The 22,582-nt window shown below is 47.5% G+C and carries 20 protein-coding genes; 16 read left to right on the forward strand and 4 right to left on the reverse strand.

The annotated features are described in order from the left end of the window. Positions 1-232: 232 nt before the first annotated feature. A complete protein-coding gene (locus tag Q1B47_RS01685; protein ID WP_299787636.1) occupies positions 233-577 on the reverse strand; it encodes a DUF3718 domain-containing protein in 345 nt (114 codons plus the stop codon). 282 nt (positions 578-859) lie between these two features. Here Q1B47_RS01685 and Q1B47_RS01690 point away from each other — a divergent pair, with 282 nt between their 5' ends. Next, a complete protein-coding gene (locus Q1B47_RS01690; protein WP_299787640.1) occupies positions 860-2,782 on the forward strand; it encodes an HD domain-containing phosphohydrolase in 1,923 nt (640 codons plus the stop codon). A 56-nt stretch (positions 2,783-2,838) separates the two neighbouring features. Here Q1B47_RS01690 and dapD read toward each other — a convergent pair whose 3' ends face one another. The 3 genes from dapD to map all read right to left on the reverse strand — a co-directional run bounded on the left by dapD (position 2,839) and on the right by map (position 7,304). Continuing rightward, positions 2,839-3,663 (reverse strand): 2,3,4,5-tetrahydropyridine-2,6-dicarboxylate N-succinyltransferase, encoded by an 825-nt coding sequence (dapD, locus tag Q1B47_RS01695; protein ID WP_299787643.1) that lies wholly within the window; start codon positions 3,661-3,663, stop codon positions 2,839-2,841. Between the two features lie 186 nt (positions 3,664-3,849). Next, a complete protein-coding gene (gene glnD, locus Q1B47_RS01700; RefSeq protein ID WP_299787646.1) occupies positions 3,850-6,429 on the reverse strand; it encodes a bifunctional uridylyltransferase/uridylyl-removing protein GlnD in 2,580 nt (859 codons plus the stop codon). A gap of 77 nt (positions 6,430-6,506) precedes the next feature. Beyond that, positions 6,507-7,304: a type I methionyl aminopeptidase gene (gene map, locus Q1B47_RS01705; RefSeq protein WP_299787649.1), complete on the reverse strand. Its 798-nt coding sequence runs from the start codon at positions 7,302-7,304 to the stop codon at positions 6,507-6,509. Between the two features lie 315 nt (positions 7,305-7,619). Between map and rpsB the strand changes: the two genes are divergently transcribed. The 15 genes from rpsB to rnhB all read left to right on the forward strand — a co-directional run bounded on the left by rpsB (position 7,620) and on the right by rnhB (position 22,448). Then, on the forward strand, positions 7,620-8,348 hold the full coding sequence (gene rpsB / locus Q1B47_RS01710) for a 30S ribosomal protein S2 (protein WP_299787652.1): 729 nt from the start codon (positions 7,620-7,622) through the stop codon (positions 8,346-8,348). Positions 8,349-8,466: 118 nt separating this feature from the next. Then, positions 8,467-9,315, forward strand: a complete 849-nt coding sequence (tsf, locus tag Q1B47_RS01715; protein ID WP_299787655.1) for a translation elongation factor Ts — start codon at positions 8,467-8,469, stop codon at positions 9,313-9,315. 90 nt (positions 9,316-9,405) lie between these two features. Then, a complete protein-coding gene (gene pyrH, locus Q1B47_RS01720) occupies positions 9,406-10,143 on the forward strand; it encodes a UMP kinase (RefSeq protein ID WP_299787658.1) in 738 nt (245 codons plus the stop codon). Between the two features lie 68 nt (positions 10,144-10,211). Continuing rightward, positions 10,212-10,769 (forward strand): ribosome recycling factor, encoded by a 558-nt coding sequence (frr, locus tag Q1B47_RS01725; protein ID WP_299787662.1) that lies wholly within the window; start codon positions 10,212-10,214, stop codon positions 10,767-10,769. A gap of 80 nt (positions 10,770-10,849) precedes the next feature. Continuing rightward, on the forward strand, positions 10,850-11,644 hold the full coding sequence (locus Q1B47_RS01730; protein ID WP_299787665.1) for an isoprenyl transferase: 795 nt from the start codon (positions 10,850-10,852) through the stop codon (positions 11,642-11,644). 20 nt (positions 11,645-11,664) lie between these two features. Next, entirely contained in the window at positions 11,665-12,522 is an 858-nt protein-coding gene (locus Q1B47_RS01735) for a phosphatidate cytidylyltransferase (RefSeq protein ID WP_299787668.1), read from the forward strand. 4 nt (positions 12,523-12,526) lie between these two features. Beyond that, positions 12,527-13,717, forward strand: coding sequence for a 1-deoxy-D-xylulose-5-phosphate reductoisomerase (gene ispC, locus Q1B47_RS01740; RefSeq protein ID WP_299787671.1), 1,191 nt, complete (start codon positions 12,527-12,529; stop codon positions 13,715-13,717). Positions 13,718-13,732: 15 nt separating this feature from the next. Next, positions 13,733-15,118, forward strand: coding sequence for a sigma E protease regulator RseP (rseP, locus tag Q1B47_RS01745; protein WP_299787674.1), 1,386 nt, complete (start codon positions 13,733-13,735; stop codon positions 15,116-15,118). Between the two features lie 31 nt (positions 15,119-15,149). After that, positions 15,150-17,633: an outer membrane protein assembly factor BamA gene (gene bamA, locus Q1B47_RS01750; protein WP_299787677.1), complete on the forward strand. Its 2,484-nt coding sequence runs from the start codon at positions 15,150-15,152 to the stop codon at positions 17,631-17,633. Between the two features lie 70 nt (positions 17,634-17,703). Further along, a complete protein-coding gene (locus Q1B47_RS01755) occupies positions 17,704-18,198 on the forward strand; it encodes an OmpH family outer membrane protein (RefSeq protein ID WP_299788775.1) in 495 nt (164 codons plus the stop codon). Positions 18,199-18,217: 19 nt separating this feature from the next. Further along, positions 18,218-19,243 (forward strand): UDP-3-O-(3-hydroxymyristoyl)glucosamine N-acyltransferase, encoded by a 1,026-nt coding sequence (gene lpxD, locus Q1B47_RS01760; protein ID WP_299787680.1) that lies wholly within the window; start codon positions 18,218-18,220, stop codon positions 19,241-19,243. A gap of 29 nt (positions 19,244-19,272) precedes the next feature. Continuing rightward, positions 19,273-19,734: a 3-hydroxyacyl-ACP dehydratase FabZ gene (gene fabZ, locus Q1B47_RS01765; RefSeq protein ID WP_299787683.1), complete on the forward strand. Its 462-nt coding sequence runs from the start codon at positions 19,273-19,275 to the stop codon at positions 19,732-19,734. After that, positions 19,731-20,498 carry an acyl-ACP--UDP-N-acetylglucosamine O-acyltransferase gene (lpxA, locus tag Q1B47_RS01770; protein WP_299787685.1) on the forward strand — a complete coding sequence of 256 codons (768 nt, stop codon included), beginning with the start codon at positions 19,731-19,733 and terminating at the stop codon, positions 20,496-20,498. The genes fabZ and lpxA overlap by 4 nt, the downstream gene beginning before the upstream one ends. A gap of 131 nt (positions 20,499-20,629) precedes the next feature. Continuing rightward, entirely contained in the window at positions 20,630-21,772 is a 1,143-nt protein-coding gene (lpxB, locus tag Q1B47_RS01775; RefSeq protein WP_299787688.1) for a lipid-A-disaccharide synthase, read from the forward strand. Positions 21,773-21,806: 34 nt separating this feature from the next. Further along, positions 21,807-22,448, forward strand: coding sequence for a ribonuclease HII (rnhB, locus tag Q1B47_RS01780; RefSeq protein WP_299787691.1), 642 nt, complete (start codon positions 21,807-21,809; stop codon positions 22,446-22,448). Positions 22,449-22,582: the final 134 nt, after the last annotated feature.

A 22,582-nucleotide genomic window follows, 5' to 3' on the forward strand; every position in this document is an offset into this window, starting at 1 on the left:
CACTACCGAATAACAATGTCCTTGTTGAATATCTGAGAAAGAATAAGTTTTACCATGTTTTTTGCTAAATATATCTGAGTGTAGGTGTTAACTCAGTTGTTCTGGTAAAGTAACAAAACATGTAATATTTAAATTTACATCTGTGTCTGATTGGAAAATTAATTGTTTTACACAAAATAGAAGTGACCTCGATTGAGGCAACTTCTATTATTTGTCGGATATTTTTAGAGGCTTAAAAGTTTACTGCCATTATTTCGTCTGAACTGTAAGTCATAGCTAGATCTTTAATTGTGACTTTACCTTGCATGTATGGCGCAATCTTGCTGGCCGTTCTATCTGCACCCCGGCTCAGTGCAAATTGATGATAAGTTTGACCATTACATACTAAGCGAGGAAATATTCTTTGCTTATTAATGCGATAGCCTTTCATTGTATCGTTGAACTTAAACAGGCTGTTACTGGCTCCGGCCTTACAGACTTCCACCAAAGTTTTTTCAATCTGAGGGGACATGGCTGCAGAAGCACTAAAAGCTAGTGGAGTCAGAATTATGGCTGCGATGGCGATGAATTTTTTCATGGTAACTCCTGGTGTCCTTTTTTTCGGGTGTGTTATGAGTTAAGACCCTTTCCGGATGAAATGCTGTAAGTGATTTGTAGCTAAGTGTATCGAGATGTGCAGGTGGGATCAGGCTGTTTCTGTGGGTAACAAAGTGTGTATTTTTAACATTTTTTGCTCTGGATATTACTCCCATTGTTGACTAAGTTTAAGGTGTCTCTTTAGGTGATGCCGCTTGCGTGTAGTTGATTTATTTGCGCCTACTATTATGAGGTTAAGTTTGTTTTTGCAAAGGGAGTTGATATGAACAAGCAGACAAAAAAGGACTTTTTTTTAAAAGCCTCTGAAATCCCTGAAAATATATCTGTTGCCTGGGCAATTATAGACAAGCAGCTGCGCCTAAAACGTCTAAGTGAAGCATTTTTTTTACAGGTTAATAAGCCAATATCTTTAATTCTTAATCATCCAATTAATAAGTGTTTCTCTTCGATAGATATCTCAACTATCACACTTCCTCCTCATGGAACTATGGTTTTGAATTGGGTCGATGATAAAGGCAATGGTGTACAGGGGATGTTTACGCCGTTACCTAATTCATCGGATTTATGGTGTCTGCAAATTATCGAATTAAGTTTGGATGAAAAGTGGTTAATGGAATTACACCCTGACTATCATCATGCTATTCAATCTAGTGATGAATGGCTGACTCAAATAGAAAAGGTGATAGTTTCTAAACCTGAGTCTGTGTTCCAAACGGCGGTGAATCAAGCGATATCATTAACCGATAGCCAGATTGGATATCTGCATCTATACGATGAAAAGCGCAGCGAAATAACCCTCACCACCTGGTCAGATTCGGCAGTCGCTCAGTGCCGGATCCCTGAAGAAAAACATTTGAGGTTGGATGATGCAGGCTTATGGGCCGATTGCATAAGAACGCGAACGGCAGCCATTCACAATGATTGTGGTAGCGAGCAGTTGATTCAGGGATTTCCCGCAACGCTTTTTGAACTAACCCGGCATATGAGCGTTCCCATTATTTACCGCAACCGGATCGTAGGTGTGATTGGGGTTGGCAATCGCGAATTTCCATATACACCCGTCGATGCTAAATCACTGGCAGTCTTTGCATCTATCCTGTGGCATAGCGTAGAGCTGCCTCGCTCGATGAAAGTGTTATCTAAACAATCCCAGGTGATAAGAACCCAGAGAGAGAAGTTATCACATGCTTTAGAGCAACTCATCGGTGCGGTCTCAGATGCGGTTGAGTTGAAAGATGCCTATACAGCCGGGCATCAAAAAACAGTGGCTCAGCTGGCTTATCTGATAGGGGAGCGGCTTGGGTTGAGTCATGACAGGTTAGAGGGGTTAAAGTTAGGTGCGCTTATTCATGATATCGGTAAGTTAGGTATACCTACACAAATTCTATCTAAGCCTTCGAAACTCACTGATGAAGAGTTTGCTCTGGTTAAAATGCACTCAGAGCAGGGGGCTGACATCATCAGTGAGGTTGAGTTCCCATGGCCTATCATGGAGATGATTTTGCAGCATCATGAGCGCCTGGATGGCTCAGGTTACCCCAAAGGGTTAACCGAGAGTGACATTATTTTAGAAGCCAAGATCATAGGTATCGCCGATGTTGCCGATTCCGTTTTGAGCCACCGCCCCTACAGGCCCTCTTTAGGCATGAAAAAGCTCAAAGAGATCTTACTCTCAGGTAAAGGAAGCCTTTACGACTCCAAAATTGTTGATATCTGTATAGATATGCTCGCTTCTCATCAGATTGAAAATATCCAATGTTTGTCTCATCTGCCTTTAGAACCTGTTGTTTGCATCGAGCCGTATAATACTCTGGCAGAAGCCAGAGAACTGCTTTGTGAAAGTGAAGCTAAAGTCGGCGTGGTGCGTGACGAATCTAAGGGAAAAGTTATCGGGCTTGTCGATCAGATGATCCTGGATGTGTGGCACAGTCCTCTACTCGATACCGCTTCAGAGCGGACAGTAGATCGCAATATTCAAAACAAGAAAGTACATCAGGTGATGCGACATAAGGTGCCTTTAGTGGCCTCTAATACGATACTGAAAGATGCTAAACATCAGCTGGAAAATGAACTGTTGGAATATTTAGTGGTGATAGACGGAGATGAGCCGCTGGGTTGTGTGACCTGGAAAATAATGGCCAATGCACAGTCTTTTGATTTTGATACGGAACTTCAGCGGCATTAAAAAAACCAGGCAATATCTGCCTGGTTTCATTTCATGTACAGGGCTAGGTACCCGGATTAATCAACAATACGCAGAAGCTCATTGATACCTACTTTGCCGCGAGTCTTGGCGTCGACCTTCTTGACGATGATGGCAGCATAAAGATTATAGGTTCCGCATTTTGAGGGTAGGGTGCCCGAAACGACCACCGAGCCGGCCGGTACTCTTCCGTAGTGGATCTCACCTGTTTCACGGTCATAGATACGGGTACTTTGGCCAAGATAAACGCCCATAGAGATAACGCTTCCCTCTTCAACGATCACCCCCTCTACAACTTCAGAGCGTGCGCCGATGAAACAGTTATCTTCGATGATGGTTGGACCGGCCTGTAATGGCTCCAGAACACCACCGATCCCAACGCCACCGGAAAGGTGTACATTTTTACCGATTTGAGCGCACGAGCCGACTGTGGCCCAGGTATCAACCATAGTGCCTTCATCGACATAGGCCCCGAGGTTTACATAAGAGGGCATCAGTACCGTGTTCTTAGCGATGAAGGAGCCTTTGCGTACCGTCGCCGGCGGCACGACTCGTATCGCTTCCTCTTTGAAGCGTGCTTCGTCGTAATCGGCAAACTTCATTGGGACTTTATCAAAATATTTTGTTTCGCCACCATCGATAACACCGTTATCGAAGATACGGAAAGAGAGCAGAACGGCTTTCTTTAACCACTGATGTACGTGCCACTGACCATCAATTTTTTCAGCAACCCTAGCCTCACCTTTATCCAGCATGCTAATTGCTTTCTCTACGTCAGCACGAACACTCGGATCTACTGAATTAGGGGTTATTTCTGCGCGAGCTTCAAAAGCTGCCTCTATGCGTTGGCGTAAAGCCTCCATTAACGTCTCCCGATTGTCTCATTGAATAAAAATTTATACTGATTGCTATTATATACACAAGCGACCACATAATGCCGCCAGGATATGAAATATGAAAGAGTGAATTAGAATAACTCACTCATATTCATATATTCTTCATCCGAAATGTACAATTTCTTCACTATTTTGTAATTAATATGGCGGGTATTAATGTTGAGCCGGCTGAGTAAGCGCGGCGATCAACCCCTGTCTCAACTTCTCTTGTTGGGCCTCATCGAGCTGTTCGCCAGCCCCGTTTTGTAATATAAAGAAGTCTTCGGCCCGTTCACCTATGGTGGTGATTTTTGCCGCTATCAGGGTGACTTCACAGCGGTAAAATATTTCACCGAGTCTTGCTAACAGCCCCGGACTGTCGAGTGCGATCAACTCCATCATACTGGTTCCGTGTCGCCTCGAGGGGAGGAAGTTCACCTGAGTTGGCACCCTGAAAGGTTTCATCTTCCGGGAGAGTTTCTTGAATTTTGGCAACTTAGGCGTGTCACTGCTTAATGCTTTGATAAGCGTCTTTCTAAGTCCCTGGATTCTGGATATACGCGAAACCGGGCTGCCGTCCTGCTCTAAAATAACAAAAGAGTCCAGCACATAGTTGTCCTTGGAGAGCATGACCCCGGCATCGTGAACATTGATGTTTTTATTATCCAATACAGCCATGACCGTGGCGAAGAGCTTGGGCCTGTCTTTTCCGTAGATAAACAGCTCTGTGCCCCCTCTGGTGGTATGTTTGGATATGAGCACCAGAGGCTCATCTTGTTTATGTTTTAGTATGGCTTCGGCGTGCCAGGCTATCTGGTTGGGTTGATGACGCAGGAAGTAATCGGCTTTAAATCTTTGCCATAAAGCATCTAGGCTCTTCTCTTTCACGCCACGTCTGAGCAGCTCCTTTTTCGCCTTGGCCTGATGCTCCCTTACTCTGGCCCGGATATCCACAGGCTTCTCTTTTCCCCTCGCCAGTACGCGCTGAGTAGAGAAATAGAGATCCCTAAGCAGTGAGCCTTTCCAGCTGTTCCAGGTCTTCTCGTTTGTAGCACATATGTCGGCAACAGTTAGGCAGTACAGGTAGCTCAGGTGCACCGCATCTCTGACCTTATCGGCAAAGTCGGCAACGACATCTGGGTCTGATATATCGCGTCTCTGGGCCGTAACAGACATTATCAGGTGGTTTTCAACCAGCCAGGCTACCATACGCCCATCATGGTCATTGAGGCCGTGAAGCTTGCAGAAATTGAGTGCATCGATTGCACCGAGTTTACTGTGGTCGCCGCCACGCCCCTTACCGATATCGTGAAACAGTGCCGCTAAGACAAGCAGCCCCTTCTTGGGGAGCTGGTTGATGAGAACAGACCCTAATGGAAACTCATCTTTCTGCTCGGTTTGAGCGAAGTTTTCAATATTCTGCAGCAGTCTGTGAGTATGCTCATCGACCGTATAGGCATGAAAGAGGTCAAACTGCATCTGACCCTCAATATCTCTCCATGCCGGCAGATAGGCGGATAACACGCCGTGTCTGTGCATAAGCGACAGGGCGGCTATTCCTCTGGGGTGGCGTAAAATCTTCAGGAAGACCTCTCTGCAGGCGGGGAGCTCCAAAAGTGGCTGTGTCAGGGAGCGTCTGGCCTTTCTCAGACTTCGCAGGGTAGGGGCATATATCCCCTGAATATTGGAGTTCTTGGCTGACAAGAGAAACAGCGTCATCAGCTGAACCGGATCATCGAATAGCCCCTCTGTGGTGCTTTCGATGAACCTGCCGCGAAGCTGGAAATCGTCATTGATCTTCTTTATTTCCAACGCCTTGGTATGACCCAGGGTGGCCCGCTTAAAGAGCTGCAGTAACATCTGATTGAGTTCCATCACACGCCTGACGGTGCGGTAATAGCGTTTCATCATCTGTTCCACCCCCAGCTCAGTCGCATCCTCATAACCCAGCAGGTCAGCGACCTGGCGTTGAAGATCGAACAGTAAGCGGTTCTCGTCCCGCCCAGAGGTAAGGTGGAGCGCAAACCTTAACTCCCACAGGAAAGATTGGCACTCGAGTAGTTCGTCCAGTTCGTCGGACTCGAGAAAGCCATGACCAACGAGATCTTCGATGTTGGCCGCATCAAAATAACGCATAGCGACCCAGGAGATGGTGTGGATATCTCTCAGACCGCCTGGGCAGCTCTTGATATTAGGTTCAAGATCGAATGCGCTTGCCTTGGCGTGGCGCGCTATCTGTTCGTCACGCTTGGCAATGTAAAAATCACTGGCAGGCCAAAAATCATCGGCTCGGATGCTCTGATGTAAAGAGCGGTACAGTGCCTCGGGTCCACAGAGTAAGCGCGCCTCGAGCAGGTTGGTAGCTATGGTAATGTCGTTTCGCCCTTGCTCTAAGGTTTGCTCCAGGCTTCGAACGCTGTGACCTACTTCGAGTCCAGCATCCCATAAGAAGGCGATATAAGCACTGAGCGCATGTTCAGCTTCGCAGGAGAGCTCTGTTTCAATAAGGAAGAGAAGATCGACGTCAGATTGAGGGTGTAGCTCTGCCCGGCCATAGCCTCCGACAGCAATCAGGGCGATAGGAAATAGATCTAACCGCTGTTCTTTCCATTGTCGTTGCAGTAACTCATCGACGAATTGACATCGCTGCGCGACCAGACTTTTAATTGACTCCACATGACGAAAACGGGTGAGTAGATCGTGATTGAGTGAGAGCAGTTGAGCTTTGGCTAGTTGAGCTGATTCCGTGGTCATCGATTCCCTTGAGCTGGCAGTTCACTGGCTTAACCTTGAAGTAGCTAAGCCAGTGCAGATTTTCCGGTAATTAGTATTTAGTGATTGATCACTCTCGGGAAGTCCTCCTCCTCACGCAGGGTAAGTACTTCGACTCCGGTCTTAGTGATCAGTAGTGTATGCTCCCATTGAGCTGATTTTTTACCATCTGATGTCGTCACTGTCCAGTTATCGTCTTTATCAAGAATACAGGTATGGCGACCGGCATTGATCATAGGTTCGATGGTGAAACACATACCGGGACGAAGCACGGTTTTGTCATTGTTTTTGTAGTGCATGACCTGAGGCTCTTCATGAAAGCCGGCACCGATACCGTGACCGCAGTAATCTTTTACGATGCTGTATTTTTCAAGACCGGTTTTCTTGGTCTTGATGAATTTCTCAACTGTGGTGCCAATCTCACCCAGCTTCATGCCCGGACGAACCTTTCTGATGCTGGCATAGAGGCTCTCTTGAGCGACACGGCACAGGCGCATATCCTTGGCACTGACATCGCCAATCAGAAACATCTTAGATGTGTCACCGTGATAGCCATCTTTGATCACTGTGATATCGATATTGATGATATCGCCATCTTTCAGCGCGCGTGAACTCGGGATACCGTGGCAGATGACCTCATTGATGGAGGTACATATAGATTTTGGAAAGCCATGATAATCGAGTGGTGCAGAGGTAGCCCCCTGCTCTTGTGTATATTTTGCGCAGATATCATTTAACTCGTCGGTTGTTACACCAGCCTTCACAAAAGGTGCCACCATCTCCAGAACGTCAGCCGCTAATTTTCCCGCTGCACGCATTTTTTCGATCTCTTCAGCACTCTTTATCACTATACTCATTTAGCTTTCTCTCGTGTCTCTATTTATGACTTTTTCGGCGAGCATATTTTACGGCAAAAAACAGCAAAAGTTTGTGTTTGCGGTCGTAATATGGTATAAAGCGCGCCGTTATGTTTGACTCTAACCACTTGTTGGGTGATGCAGGAGATTCCGGCAATATGCTCAAGCGGTTAAAGTTAAGATGACGGCCATTATACATGGCTATTAATTAAATACTAAATCACACACGTTTCGACACATTCTTCGGGGTGCCTACATAGGTCGAAGATATGGGAAGCGTGGAGGTCTAACCCCTAAATAATTTAAGGTAATAAAATGACTACAGTTTCAATGCGCGACATGCTACAAGCCGGTGTTCACTTCGGTCACCAGACTCGTTACTGGAACCCAAAGATGAAGCCTTTCATCTTCGGTGCTCGTAATGGTGTTCACATCATCAACCTAGAGCACACTGTGCCTATGTTCAATGAAGCACTTGCTTTCATCAGCAATGTTGCATCAAAGAAAGGTAAAGTTCTTTTCGTTGGTACTAAGCGTGCTGCAAGCGAAGCTATCAAAGAAGCTGCTGTTTCTTGTGAGCAGTTCTACGTTGATCACCGCTGGTTAGGCGGCATGTTGACTAACTGGAAAACAGTTCGTCAATCAATCAAGCGTCTTAAAGACCTTGAGAGCCAGTCTGTAGACGGTACTTTCGACAAGCTTACTAAGAAAGAAGCGCTAATGCGTACTCGTGAGCTTGAGAAGTTAGAAAAATCTCTTGGTGGTATCAAGAACATGGGCGGCCTGCCTGACGTTATCTTCGTCATCGGTGCTGACCATGAGCATATCGCTATTAAAGAAGCTAACAACCTGGGTATCCCAGTTGTAGCTGTTGTTGATACTAACTCTTCACCAGACGGTATCAACTACATCATTCCTGGTAATGATGATGCTATGCGTTCTATCCGTCTGTACGCTGAGTCAGTTGCTGCTGCTGCTAAAGCTGGCCGCGGTCAAGATCTAGCTGTACAAGCTGAGCAAGACGGTTTCGTAGAAGCTGAATAATAGGGTCGATGATTTTCATCTCCCTTATTAACCAAGATACTTGATTGGTGAACAGGGGCCCTGAGGCCCCTGTTTTATATCTAATGAATTTTTAGAATTATCTGTAGAGGATTTAACAATGGCAATTACTGCTGCCCAAGTTAAAGAACTTCGTGACCGCACTGGCGCCGGCATGATGGACTGTAAAAAAGCACTGACTGAAACTAACGGTGACATCGAACTAGCGATTGATAACATGCGTAAGAGCGGTGCTGCAAAGGCTGCTAAGAAAGCGGGTAACATCGCTGCTGAAGGTGCAATCCTTATTAAGAATGGCGAAGGTTTCGCTGCTCTTCTGGAAGTTAACTGTCAAACAGACTTCGTTGCTAAAGATGCAAACTTCCTTGCGTTCGCTAACGCTGTACTGGATGTTGCTGCTGCATCTAAAGTTTCTATCGAAGACCTGAAAGCACAGTTCGAAGAAACTCGTGTTGCTTTGGTTGCTAAAATCGGTGAAAACATCAACGTACGTCGCGTTGAGTACATCGATGGTGCAAACCTGTCTTCATACCGTCACGGCGAGCGTATCGGTGTTGTTGTTGCTGGTGAAGCTGACGAAGAAACTCTAAAGCACGTAGCTATGCACGTTGCCGCTTCTAAGCCTGAGTTCGTAAACCCTGAAGATGTTCCTGCTGAGCTTGTTGAGAAAGAGAAAGCACTTCAGATCGAAATCGCTATGAACGAAGGTAAGCCTGCAGAGATTGCTGAGAAGATGGTTACCGGTCGTATGAAGAAGTTCACCGGTGAGATCTCTCTTACTGGCCAAGCTTTCATCATGGAGCCTAAGAAGACTGTTGGTGCAATTCTTAAAGAGAAAGGCGCTAGCGTTTCAAACTTCATTCGTCTGGAAGTTGGCGAAGGTATCGCGAAGAAAGAAGAAGATTTTGCTGCAGAAGTTGCTGCACAAATCGCTGCTACTAAGGCTTAATCCCCTTTTGTAAGCACTCCAAAGACCGCGGCACTTGCTGCGGTCTTATTGTATTATTTTACCTATCGGCATCAATTCAGGACAATAAAAATGAGCACGAATCCTAAACCTGCATTTCGACGTATTCTTCTAAAATTAAGTGGTGAAGCCCTGATGGGCGAAGAAGGCTTTGGCATCGATCCTAAAGTGTTAGATCGTATGGCTCAGGAGATTAAAGAACTGGTTGAGCTCGGCATTCAGGTAGGTGTCGTCATCGGGGGCGGAAACCTATTCCGTGGCGAAGGACTGGCTGACGCCGGTATGAACAGAGTTGTTGGTGACCATATGGGGATGCTTGCAACTGTGATGAATGGCTTGGCAATGCGTGATGCTCTGCATCGTGCCTATGTCAATGCAAGATTGATGTCTGCAATTCCATTGAAGGGCGTGTGCGACGATTATAACTGGGCTGAAGCGATCAGCTTGCTAAAATCAGGTCGTGTCGTTATTTTTGCTGCAGGTACAGGTAATCCATTCTGCACGACAGACTCGGCGGCGTGTCTGCGTGGTATTGAAATTGAAGCAGAAGTCGTATTGAAAGGCACTAAAGTCGATGGTGTCTATTCAGATGACCCGATCAAAAATCCAGATGCAGTAAAATATGATGAAATGGGTTACGATGAAGTTCTCGACAAAGAATTAAAGGTGATGGATCTGGCGGCATTTACTTTGGCCAGAGATCACAATATGCCATTATTGGTATTTAACATGAATAAACCTGGTGCCCTTCGTCGTGTAATAATGGGTGAGCAGGAAGGTACAATGATCAAGGCTGAATCAGTCGAGTAATATCGGCTCCAGTAGCCTGGAATCCAATAAAGAATTAAGCAATTAGTGAATTATAAAGGATATTTATCGTGATAGACGAAATCAAACAAGATGCTCAGGCACGTATGGCAAAGTGCGTAGAATCCACTAAGACTCAAATGGCTAAAGTTCGTACTGGTCGTGCACACCCAAGCCTATTAGATACAATCAAGGTATCTTACTACGGTACTATGACACCGCTTAAGCAAGTCGGTAATGTATCGATTGAAGATTCACGTACACTTGCTATCAACGTATTTGACCGTACTATGATTCAAGCCGTTGAAAAGGCCATTATGACTTCAGACCTGGGGCTTAACCCTATGTCTGCGGGTGCAACTATCCGTATTCCGCTTCCTGCATTGACCGAAGAGCGTCGTAAGGACCTGATTAAGGTTGTACGTGCCGAAGCTGAAAATGGCCGTATCGCAGTTCGTAACGTTCGTCGTGACGCTAACTCAGACGTTAAGGCGTTGGAGAAAGAGAAAGAGTGTACGGAAGATGATGTTCATCGCACTGAAGATGAAGTTCAGAAATTTACCGATGCTCATATCAAGCAGATCGATGAAATATTGACTGCAAAAGAAGCAGAGTTGATGGAAGTCTAATCTAGGACTAAGAAACTAGAGTTCAGACGCCGTGTAGCGGTATACTACACGGCGTTTGTCTATTTTAAGGGTTGTATTAGATGTCAATCGACTCCCAATCCAGTTCAGAGTTTACTCCTGAGGAGCTTACTGAACTTGTGAAGCTGTCAATACCAAAGCACGTTGCTATTATTATGGATGGTAACGGACGTTGGGCACAGGCGCAGGGGAAGCCCAGAGTGATGGGGCACAGAGCCGGTGTTAAGGCCGTACGCCGTGTCGTCAGTACCGCCAGAGAGATGGGAGTTGGTTCGTTAACTCTTTTTGCCTTCTCGAGTGAAAATTGGCGCAGGCCCGATAAAGAGGTCTCCTTGTTGATGGAGCTGTTCTTTAGCGTATTGCAGCGCGAGATAAAGTTGCTGCATAAAAATGGTGTCAGGTTGAATATCATAGGGGATATCAGCCGCTTTCCTGAGCGCTTGCAGAAGCAGATCGCATCGGCCGAATCAAAAACTGCCGATAACTCTGACTTGATTCTTAATGTTGCCGCAAACTATGGCGGTCGATGGGATATCATGCAGGCCGCGGCAGCTTTAGCTAAAAAAGTTGAGTCTGGTGAAATGAGCAGCAGTCAGTTCACCGAAGAGGCACTAAATGAACATTTATGCATGCAAAATCAACCTGAAGTTGATTTAATGATCCGCACCGGTGGTGACTTCCGTATCAGTAATTTCATTTTATGGCAGGCAGCCTATGCTGAATTGGTGTTTACCGATACTTTATGGCCAGATTTTGATGAAGGCGCTTTCAGACAGAGCATAGCCACTTTCGCATCTCGTCAGCGTCGCTTTGGCTTAACGGGATGCCAGATCGAATCGATGCAGGCTCAAAAATAAAAATTTAGAGGGATATTTTTTTGCTAAAACAACGAATAATAACAGCAATTTGGTTAATTCCCTTGGTTTTGGGGGCTATTTTTTGGCTCCCTACGGAGTACTTTTCCTGGGCCTTAGTCCCTGTATTCCTGATCGCGGCCAAGGAGTGGGGACAAATTATCGATAAGGGCTGTCAGATCACCCAATGGAGTTTTACCGTAACCATAGGTGTGCTGCTGATCGCATTGAATATCTTTGTGCCCGCAGATGAGCTCTGGTTTAAGGGCCATCTTCATCCCGTCTATCTGGCCGTGATCTTAATTGGCGCCATGTGGTGGGCTATCTCATTTCTTTTAGTCATCTCGTATCCTAAAAGCTCGGCGTTATGGCAAAAAAGCCATATGTTTAAGTCGATGTTTGGACAGTTGACGCTCATTCCTTGCTTCGCTGCCTTGATCGCCCTCAAGGGACTGAGTTCTGAGGCATCCCCCTATTACGGCGGGACCCTGGTCTTTCTGGTCATGTTAGTCGTTTGGGCTACCGATAGCGGAGCGTATTTTGCGGGTAAGTCATTAGGCAAGCATAAGTTGATGCCTAATGTCAGTCCGGCTAAAACTATCGAAGGTTTAATCGGTGGCCTGGTGACCAGTATGATTATCGTAGCTGGTGTTATGCATTATTCTCCAGAGCAGGAGCTGGGGCTCGTGATCGTGGTGACCCTGTTCGTTGCACTTGTTTCCGCTGTTGGTGATCTTTCTGAAAGTATGTTCAAGCGTGTTGCCGGTATTAAAGATTCAGGCACGATTCTCCCCGGGCATGGAGGCATACTCGATCGCATTGATAGTTTAACCGCTGCTCTGCCTGTGTTTACTCTCATATATATTGCATTTTGGATGTAACCCTATGCAGAAAATGGTAATTTTAGGCGCTACAGGCTCCATAGGTTCGAGTACATTAAGTGTTATCGAAAGTAATCCGCAGGCCTATGGTATCTATGCGCTTGTCGCCAATACCAATGTCGATAAGATGGTGTCGCTATGTGAAGCTCATCGCCCACAGGTGGCGCATATGGTGGATTCAAAGGCGGCCGTCACCCTAAAGGAAAGGTTACCTTCAGAGCTGGGGATCGAGGTTACAACCGGCGAAGATCAACTGCTCGATATCGTCAGTGCAGCCTGTGTCGACACCGTCATGGCAGCGATAGTCGGCGCGGCCGGGTTAGTGCCGACTCTGGCGGCGGTGAAAGCCGGTAAACGCGTGTTACTCGCAAATAAAGAATCACTGGTCATGTCGGGAAGACTCTTTATCGAAGAGATGCAGCGCTCCGGGGCTAAGGTTTTGCCCGTCGACAGTGAGCACAATGCAATCTTCCAGGCGCTTCCTGAGTCGATGCAGGACAATATCGGGTATTGTGAACTTGAACAGGCGGGTGTTTCTCATATCCTGCTTACCGGTTCCGGTGGTCCTTTTCTCACTTCAGAGTTAGATTCACTGGCTGCTATGACTCCGGACCAGGCCTGTAAACACCCTAACTGGTCGATGGGACGAAAAATCTCGGTCGACTCGGCAACCATGATGAACAAGGGGCTGGAGTATATCGAGGCTCGCTGGCTGTTTAATGCGACCGATGAGCAACTTAAAGTGGTGATTCATCCCCAGAGTGTGATTCACTCCATGGTGCAATATCTCGATGGGTCTGTTTTAGCCCAGATGGGTAACCCGGATATGCGAACGCCTATTGCTCACTGCATGGCCTATCCACAAAGAATTCACTCCGGAGTTGAACCTTTAGATTTTTTCAAAGTCGGACAGTTAAGCTTCTTAGAACCCGACTTTAATCGTTTTCCCTGTCTGGCATTGGCCATGGAAGCTTGCAAACAGGGGCAGGAAGCGACTACGGTAGTTAATGCGGCTAATGAAATATCGGTACAGGCATTTTTAGACAACCGGATTAAGTTTACCGATATTGCCAGAGTCAATGAGGCTTGTTTAAGTCAGGTTGCACCGCAGACGTTGAATAGTATCGAAGATATTCTTACGTTGGATCTGCAGTCGCGCAGATATGCTGCAGAATGGGTTAAGAAATTTAATTAATCTCTGAGGAAGGGAATGATCGATTTTTTATGGAACCTGGGTTCCTTTGTCATCGCTTTAGGCATGCTGATCACGGCACACGAATATGGCCACTTTTGGGTTGCCAGGCGCTGTGGTGTTAAAGTCGAGCGTTTCTCTATCGGTTTCGGTCGAGCCATCTGGCGCAAAGTGGGTCAGGATGGGACCGAATATGTGATCGCAATGATTCCCTTGGGTGGCTATGTCAAGATGCTCGATGAGCGTGTTGAAGAGGTTCCCGAGGAGCTTAAAGAGCAAGCCTTTAACCGCAAAAATGTCTGGAAGCGCATCGCCATCGTAGGCGCCGGACCCGCTGCGAACTTTATCTTTGCAATCGTCGCTCTCTACTTCATGTACCTTATCGGGGTACCGTCATTGAAACCAGTTATTGAGTCGACACAGTTCAATACCCCGGCGGCACAGATTCAGGTTGATGAGCCTATGCTGATCACCTCCGTCGGTGGCAAAGTCGTGAGGAATTGGGAGGAGGTCACCTATGCCTTAGTGGGGCATATCGGCGATCCCAGTATCGATATCTCAGTCTCCCCCCTAAGTCGCAGCGCCGATTACTCCGATGCCGGCCAAACGGCTGCGGGAACCTCATATAGCTTAGACACGAGGAACTGGCAGTTTGATCCTGAGAAGGAGTCACCGATAACGTCATTGGGACTGGATATCTTCAGGCCCGAAATTACACCCCTGATAGGTTTAGTCTCCCCCGAGGGAGCTGCGGCGGCAGCCGGTATTCAGGTGGGGGACACCATAGTGGCGCTTAATGGCGTGCCCTATGGTGAGTGGGATGACTTTGTCGACACGATTAAATCGTCTCCAAACCGAGCCGTACAGATCACTGTGCGGCGCGATGGTGAGCAGTTACAGTATAAGGTGACACCTCAAGCACGTGAAAACCCTCAGGGAGAGATGGAGGGAGTGATTGGTGTCGCACCGACTCAGGCCGAGTGGCCTCAGAACATGCAACTACAACTTGAATACGGCGTTATCGATTCAATGGTGGTTGCGGCAGATAAAACATGGCAACTTGTCGTCGTCAGCATTAAGATGATTGGCAAATTGGTCACCGGTGATGTGTCGGTGAAGAATTTAAGTGGACCAATATCGATTGCACAAGGTGCAGGAAGTAGTGCTAACTATGGTTTGGTTTACTTTTTAGGTTTCCTCGCATTGATCAGCGTGAACTTGGGCATAATTAATCTATTGCCTTTGCCGGTGCTCGATGGGGGACACCTGTTATATTACTTCGTCGAAGTGATCACAGGCAGACCTGTACCTGAGAAGATACAGGAAATTGGATTCAGATTTGGGGCAGCTATGCTGCTAATGTTGATGAGCATTGCGCTTTTCAACGATTTCTCCCGACTCTGAGCAAGGACACACACATAATTAGAAGCGCTCTATGAGATTGAATAAACTTTTTGCCTCGATGGTATTAGTCGGTGCGTCTTTATCAGGGAACGGTTGGGCAGAAACATTCCAACCTTTTGAAGTAACCGATATACAGGTCCAGGGCTTACAACGCGTAGCTCTTGGTGCCGCCTTGCTGAATATTCCGGTAAAGGTCGGTGATACGGTTGATCAAGTTAAACTCCAGCAAGCGATTAAGAGCTTGTATGCCTCAACGAACTTTGAACATATTCAAGTGAGTCGGGATGGCGGCGTATTGGTGATCACGGTCAAAGAGAGACCGACAATCAGTACGGTGACATTTGAAGGCAACAAAGATATCAAAGATGAACAGCTGCAGGAGAGTCTCGATGGCTCCGGAGTTAAAGTTGGAGAGTCATTGGACCGCACCATGTTATCGGGTATCGAAAAGAGTCTTCAGGACTTCTATTACGGTGTCGGTAAGTATGGGGCTAAGGTTGAGGCTCAGGTCATCAACCTGCCGCGTAACCGCGTTGAGCTAAAATTCAACTTTACCGAAGGCTTAGCTGCCGAGATCAAACAGATCAACGTAGTAGGTAATGAGGTCTTTTCCGACGCCGAGCTGATCGGCATGCTTGAACTTAAAGACTATGTTGCCTGGTGGGATCTGTTCGGCGAGCGCCGTTATCAAAAGCAGAAGCTTCAAGCGGATCTAGAGACGGTAAAATCTTTCTACCACAACCGTGGCTACATTCGTTTCAATGTCACCTCTACACAGGTGGCGATGACGCCTGACCGTAAGGGTCTCTATATCACTATTAATGTCGACGAGGGTGAGCAGTATAAGGTCAAGGAAGTTAACCTTACCGGCGACCTGATGGGACGTGAAGAGGTGATGGCAGCCATTCTTCCCATTAAAGAGGGAGACATGTATAACGGTGCGGATGTAACCTTTGCCGAAGAGATGTATGGCAAGTATCTTGGCCGCTTCGGCTATGCCTACCCTGAGGTTAAAACTTATCCGGAGATCAACGATGAGACCAAAGAGGTCAGCCTCAACGTCAACATCCAGCCGGGTAAGCGGGTCTATGTACGTAACATCAACTTCTCCGGTAACCAGGTTACCAAAGATGAAGTATTGCGTCGTGAGTTGCGCCAGATGGAGGGGGCCTGGTTAAACTCGGCTCAGGTTGAGCAGTCTAAGGCGCGTCTTAACCGTTTGGGCTATTTCGAAACTGTCGATACCGAAACGGTTCAGGTGCCTGGCACCGATGATCTGGTCGATGTGGCCTTCAACGTAAAAGAGCAGCCATCGGGTTCATTTAACGCCGGTGTGGGTTATGGTACCGAATCTGGTTTGAGTCTTCAGTTTGGTGTCCAGCAGAGTAACTTCTTAGGCACGGGTAATCAGGCTGGTGTTAACCTTAATACCAATAAGTACTCCAAGAACGTGAACCTCTCATACACCGACCCATACTTCACCAAAGATGGTGTCAGTCTGGGGGGAAGCATCTACTGGAACGAGTTTGATGCCCACGAGGCGAACCTTGAGCGATACAAGAACAGCTCTTACGGTATCGCGCTAAACTCAGGTTTCCCGATCAACGAAACCAACCGCATCAACGGCGGTATCGGCTATCGTCACAACTCGATCTCCGAGATCTCGGCCTACGAGCAGGCGCTGCGTTTCTATAACATCTATCGTGATGCCGATGATCCAAATGCCGACCTGGCGTTCGATAACTTCGAGGCTAATCTGGGCTGGTACCGTAGCACACTTAACCGAGGCACCTTCCCATCGGATGGTTCATCGCAGCGTTTGAATACTAAGGCGACGATTCCGGGTTCGGATCTGCAATACTTCAAGGCCGATTTCGATACCAGCTTCTATTTCCCGATCAATCGTAGCCACAGCTTTGTGTTGCTGACTAAGGCGCGTGTTGGTTACGGTAATGGCTACGGTCAGTTTAACGATAACGATCAGATCTTACCTTTCTGGGAAAACTATTACTCGGGTGGTAGTACATCGCTGCGTGGCTTCAAGTCTAACTCTGTTGGTCCGCGCTCGTTTTACCTCTACCGTGGTAGTGAGCCTTGCTCACCGGATCCGTCGGGAGATGGTTGTTACCTGCCTGGAGATCCTAACTCGATTCAGGTCAGCGATGGTCGCTCCATCGGTGGTAATGCTATCGCAACAGCCAGCATTGAGATGATTGTACCTACGCCATTCTTGGATGAGGCATACACCAACTCTGTACGTACCAGCTTCTTCGTCGATGCCGGTAACGTATGGGATACCGAGTTCGATTATGACTCATACCGTTATCTTCCTGCCCACGAGTTTGATAAGCTGGAAGATTATGCCGATCCGAGCCGGATCCGAGCCTCTGCGGGTATGAGTGTACAGTGGCTTTCACCGATGGGACCTATGGTGTTTAGCCTTGCTTGGCCAATTAAAGAATACGATGATGATGAAACAGAGATCTTCTCGTTCAACATTGGTAAAACTTTCTAAATTAAAATTAAGTTAAATTAAAGTATAATCGGCATGATTTGCTGAGATAAAGGAGTCTATTTTGAAAAAGATGTTTAATCGCGCAATGATGGTTTTGGTTCTTCTTGCTGCCCCGATTGCGGCACAGGCTGAGAAAATTGCTGTTGTTGATATGCAGGCGGTTTTCGAGCAACTTCCACAGCGTGAAGCGGTAAGCAAAACACTTAAGACCGAGTTCGGCGATCGTGTGGCCAGCGTTCAGAAGATGCAGGAAGAGCTACGTGGCATGCTTGAGAAGCAGCAGCGTGATGGTGCACTGATGAGTGAGTCTCAAAAGACAGAACTCGTTCGCAAGATGGAGTCTATGAAGTCTGAGCTTCAGCTTAAGGGTAAGGCGCTTGATGAAGATATGCGTCGTCGCCAGGGTGAGGAGCAGAACAAACTTTTAGTTAAAGTTCAGCAAGCGATCAATAAGATTGCTGAAGCTGAAAGCTATGACATGGTGCTGCAACGTGGTGCAGTTATCTATGTTAAGCCAACTGCCGATATCAGCAGCAAAGTCGTTGATGCATTAAGCAAAGGTTAATGGCAAAGGCTGATTATCGATGAAAAGCTATACTATCAAAGAACTTGCTCAGAAGTTGGGCGGTGAAGTTCAAGGTGACGAGACAGTGGTTATCACCGCTGTCGCGACATTGGAAAACGCAGCCCAAGGGCAAATCTCTTTTTTAGCTAATTCGAAGTACCGTGCCCAACTGGAAAATACCCAGGCGAGTGCGGTGCTGATCTCTGCTAAAGAGGTTGAAGGTTACAGCGGTAATGCAATCGTATTAAACGATCCCTACGTGGGCTTTGCCCGTGTAGCTCAGTTATTGGATACGACACCAAAAGCGGCGACAGGTATTCATCCGTCGTCAATCATTCATCCCAGCGCGAAGTTGGGTGAGGGTGTCGCCCTAGGCGCCAATGTTGTCATCGGCGAAAATGTCATTTTGGGTGAGAATGTGCAGATCGGTGCCGGTTCGGTGGTCGGTCAGGATAGTATCCTTGGTTCGGGGACGCGCCTTTGGGCGAACGTCACCATCTACCATGATGTTCACCTTGGCCAGGACTGTATCATTCATTCCGGTGCGGTATTGGGCTCTGACGGCTTCGGTTATGCTAATGAGCGTGGTCAATGGGTTAAGATCCCACAAACCGGCGGCGTTCGGATCGGAGACCGAGTCGAAATCGGTGCCAGCACAACCGTCGACCGTGGTGCAATCGAACACACCGAGATACATGACGGCGTGATCCTCGACAACCAGGTACAGATTGCCCATAACGACATTATCGGTGAGAATACCGCCATTGCGGGTAACTCAACGGTTGCAGGCAGTACCCAGATAGGTAAGTACTGTATCATTGGCGGAAACTGTGCAATAGCGGGTCACCTGAGTGTGGCCGATGGCACGCATATATCCGGCGCGACCAATGTTACCAGTATCATTCGTGAGCGTGGCGTCTATAGCTCAGCCACTGTTGCCATGGATAATAAATTATGGCGCCGAAACACGGTTCGTTTCAGACAACTGGACGAGCTCTTTCAGCGTGTTAAAAAGCTTGAAAAAAGTGTACCAACAGAAGATTAACTGCCTGTAGGCGGATTAAGGAAAAATTAGTGTCAAATCAATTAAATACCATGGATATCAAAGAAATCATGAACTCTTTGCCCCATAGGTACCCTTTTTTATTGATAGATCGTGTATTGGACTATACCCCGGGTGAGACGCTTCATGCGATCAAGAACGTCACTATCAATGAACCCTTTTTCCAGGGGCATTTCCCGGTACAACCTGTGATGCCGGGTGTTTTAATCCTGGAAGCTATGGCACAGGCTACAGGTTTATTAGCTTATAAGACATCTAAAGCCGATGTTTCCGATGATTCATTGTACTATTTCGCCGGTATCGACAAGGCTCGTTTCAAGCGTGTTGTCGAGCCGGGTGATCAGCTACATTTTGAAGTAAAGATGGTTAAAGAACGCCGTGGGATTGGGGTGTTTACAGGTGAAGTTAAGGTTGATGGCGAGTTAGTTTGCTCGGCAGAGATCATGTGTGCTCGCAGAGAGATCAAAAAGTGATAGATAAATTAGCGTATATTCATCCTGATGCCAAAATTGGTAAAAATGTCACTATCGGCCCCTGGACCTATATCGGAGCGGGTGTTGAAATTGGTGATGATTGTTGGTTAAGCTCCCATGTTGTTGTAAAGGGACCGACGGTTATCGGCAAGGGCAATAAGATTTTTCAGTTCGCTTCGGTAGGTGAAGACTGCCAGGATAAGAAGTATGCAGGCGAAGCTACGCGACTAATCATGGGTGACAATAATGTCATTCGCGAATCGGTGACGATTCACCGTGGTACCACCCAAGACAATGGTGAGACTCGCATCGGTTCAAACAACCTGTTTATGGCGTATGTGCATATTGCTCATGACTGTGTCGTTGGTAACAATGTCATCATGTCAAACAATGCGTCCATTGCCGGCCATGTTCATGTGGGTGACTGGGCTATCCTCGGTGGGCTGACCGGTGTGCATCAATTTGTGCATATCGGTGCCCATGCGTTTACAGCGGGTTACTCTCTTATCCTTCAGGATGTGCCTCCGTTTGTGATGGCTTCCGGTCAGCCGGGGATCCCGCGCGGCCTGAACAGTGAAGGTATGAAGCGTCGCGGTTTCTCTAAAGAGAGCCAGATGGCGGTGCGCCGCGCCTATAAGACACTTTACCGTAAAGGGTTGACAGTTGATGAGGCTGTAGAGGCCTTGAATCAAGAGACAGACGATGAACAGGTGAAACATCTTATCGATTTTGTCTCCAACTCCAGCCGTGGCATCATACGTTAATATGCTGAATCCAGGAGCCCGTTATTAACGGGCTCTTTGCTTTATAGCCAAACCACTTTGAGATGATGGATCCCGCATCTTTAAGTGGTTTGTCTATATGTCATTCAACTCCTGATTAAGTCCTGTTATCTATGAGTAAAAACAAACAAATTACTTTTGCATTGGTTGCCGGTGAGCTCTCCGGTGACATCTTAGGGGCCGGCTTAATTAAAGCATTGCAACGCCAATACCCGGATGCACGCTTTGTCGGTATCGGTGGCCCCCGTATGGAAGCGCTGGGTTTCGAATCACTCTTTTCCTTTGAAGAGCTGGCTGTGATGGGGATTGTCGAGGTCCTTTCCCGCCTGCCTCGGCTGTTGAAAGTTCGCAGGACCTTGATAGATGAGATCTGTTCCATCGAACCTGAGTGCTTTATCGGCATCGATGCCCCGGATTTCAACATCGGCCTGGAGTTAAAACTGAAAGCCAGGGGAATAAAAACCGTTCATTATGTCAGTCCTTCAGTCTGGGCCTGGCGCCCGAAACGTATCTTCAAAATAGCCAGGGCAACCGATATGGTGTTGTCGCTGCTGCCGTTTGAAAAGGCGTTTTATGACAAGCATGATGTTCCCTGTACTTTTGTCGGTCACACCTTAGCCGACGAGATCCCGCTGGAAAGTGATAAGTGCGCTGCACGCGAGCGTCTCGGGCTGGATCCCGACGCTGAATATTTAGCCCTGCTTCCCGGTTCCCGGGGAGGGGAGTTGAAACAGCTGGCCGAGCCCTTTGTTAAGGCGGCTGGCATCATCAAGGAGCAGTATCCGGATATTCGATTTGTCACTCCCCTGGTTAATCAGAAGCGTCGTGATCAATTCGAAGAGGCACTCAAACAGCATGCGCCGGATCTTGAAATTACCCTAATCGAAGGCCACTCCCGCGAGGTGATGGCGGCAGCCGATTGTATCTTGCTGGCATCGGGTACAGCGACATTAGAAGCTATGCTGGTTAAGCGCCCTATGGTTGTGGCATATCGGGTGAGTCCCATCACCTATAAGATAGCCAAGCGAATGATGCAGATAGAGCAGTACTCTCTGCCAAATCTGCTATCGGGTGAGAATCTGGTTACCGAACTCATCCAGGAAAACTGCACAGAGACCCGGATAGCCGCCGCGGTATCAGAGCAGCTGGACAGGGACTTCACGCCGCTTAAAGAGAAGTTTACCTCGTTACACAAACAGCTTAAGTGCAACGCCAGTGAACGGGCTGCCGAAGCCGTCGTCAAGTTAATCCAATAGTCCTTAACCCCATATTAAGAGTTGATTATCATCTATGGCTGTATTTAAAGCTATCACTAGCGAACAAGTCGAAGCGTTAACCTCGGGCCTGTATGCCGGGGTGGATGAGGTGGGGCGTGGCCCCTTGGTTGGCAACGTCGTTACCGCCGCGGTAATACTGGATCCGGCTAAGCCTATTGCCGGATTGAATGACTCGAAAAAGCTTACAGAGAAGAAACGCCAAGCCCTGTTTAGTGAGATCCATGAGAAGGCGTTGGCTATCAGCATCGGCTATGCCTCACCCGAGGAGATAGATGAGCTCAATATCCTGCATGCGACTATGCTGGCCATGCAGAGGGCCGTTATCGGCCTTGAGGTCGCGCCGATCAGGGTCTTGGTCGATGGTAACCGTACTCCCGCCTTTAGCCATAAGGACGCTGCTGAGGGCAGCCTGGAGAGCCATGCCGTGATCAAGGGAGACGGCTTGGTTTCCGCCATCAGCGCCGCCTCTATCGTTGCCAAGGTTATTCGCGACAGGGAGATGGATCTACTCGATATGGAATACCCTGAGTATGGGTTTGCCAAGCATAAGGGCTATCCCACTAAGGCACACTTTGAAGCGCTGGCGCTTCACGGCGTATTGCCAGAGCATAGAAAAAGCTTTCGTCCGGTGAAAGAGTGTCTCGCTAAAAACTAAGCGACTGAGCATGTTGACCCTCTATATCGGCGTATTTGACTCATAGGGTCGTGAGTAAGCTAGCCTGCTGAGATTGACTCTGTTAATCTCAGCTAAATCTGAGTTATTCCCCAATTTAAAAAGTAATAGGTACT

The sequence above is a fragment of the uncultured Shewanella sp. genome, assembly GCF_947501225.1.
Lineage (GTDB): Bacteria > Pseudomonadota > Gammaproteobacteria > Enterobacterales > Shewanellaceae > Shewanella.

Excerpts from the sequence above, each read along its gene's own strand:
- Q1B47_RS01685 (WP_299787636.1), bottom strand. The coding sequence starts at position 577 with ATGAAAAAATTCATCGCCATCGCAGCCATAATTCTGACTCCACTAGCT.
- Q1B47_RS01690 (WP_299787640.1), top strand. The coding sequence starts at position 860 with ATGAACAAGCAGACAAAAAAGGACTTTTTTTTAAAAGCCTCTGAAATC.
- dapD (WP_299787643.1), bottom strand. The coding sequence starts at position 3,663 with ATGGAGGCTTTACGCCAACGCATAGAGGCAGCTTTTGAAGCTCGCGCA.
- glnD (WP_299787646.1), bottom strand. The coding sequence starts at position 6,429 with ATGACCACGGAATCAGCTCAACTAGCCAAAGCTCAACTGCTCTCACTC.
- map (WP_299787649.1), bottom strand. The coding sequence starts at position 7,304 with ATGAGTATAGTGATAAAGAGTGCTGAAGAGATCGAAAAAATGCGTGCA.
- rpsB (WP_299787652.1), top strand. The coding sequence starts at position 7,620 with ATGACTACAGTTTCAATGCGCGACATGCTACAAGCCGGTGTTCACTTC.
- tsf (WP_299787655.1), top strand. The coding sequence starts at position 8,467 with ATGGCAATTACTGCTGCCCAAGTTAAAGAACTTCGTGACCGCACTGGC.
- pyrH (WP_299787658.1), top strand. The coding sequence starts at position 9,406 with ATGAGCACGAATCCTAAACCTGCATTTCGACGTATTCTTCTAAAATTA.
- Q1B47_RS01730 (WP_299787665.1), top strand. The coding sequence starts at position 10,850 with ATGTCAATCGACTCCCAATCCAGTTCAGAGTTTACTCCTGAGGAGCTT.
- ispC (WP_299787671.1), top strand. The coding sequence starts at position 12,527 with ATGCAGAAAATGGTAATTTTAGGCGCTACAGGCTCCATAGGTTCGAGT.
- rseP (WP_299787674.1), top strand. The coding sequence starts at position 13,733 with ATGATCGATTTTTTATGGAACCTGGGTTCCTTTGTCATCGCTTTAGGC.
- bamA (WP_299787677.1), top strand. The coding sequence starts at position 15,150 with ATGAGATTGAATAAACTTTTTGCCTCGATGGTATTAGTCGGTGCGTCT.
- Q1B47_RS01755 (WP_299788775.1), top strand. The coding sequence starts at position 17,704 with ATGTTTAATCGCGCAATGATGGTTTTGGTTCTTCTTGCTGCCCCGATT.
- lpxD (WP_299787680.1), top strand. The coding sequence starts at position 18,218 with ATGAAAAGCTATACTATCAAAGAACTTGCTCAGAAGTTGGGCGGTGAA.
- lpxB (WP_299787688.1), top strand. The coding sequence starts at position 20,630 with ATGAGTAAAAACAAACAAATTACTTTTGCATTGGTTGCCGGTGAGCTC.
- rnhB (WP_299787691.1), top strand. The coding sequence starts at position 21,807 with ATGGCTGTATTTAAAGCTATCACTAGCGAACAAGTCGAAGCGTTAACC.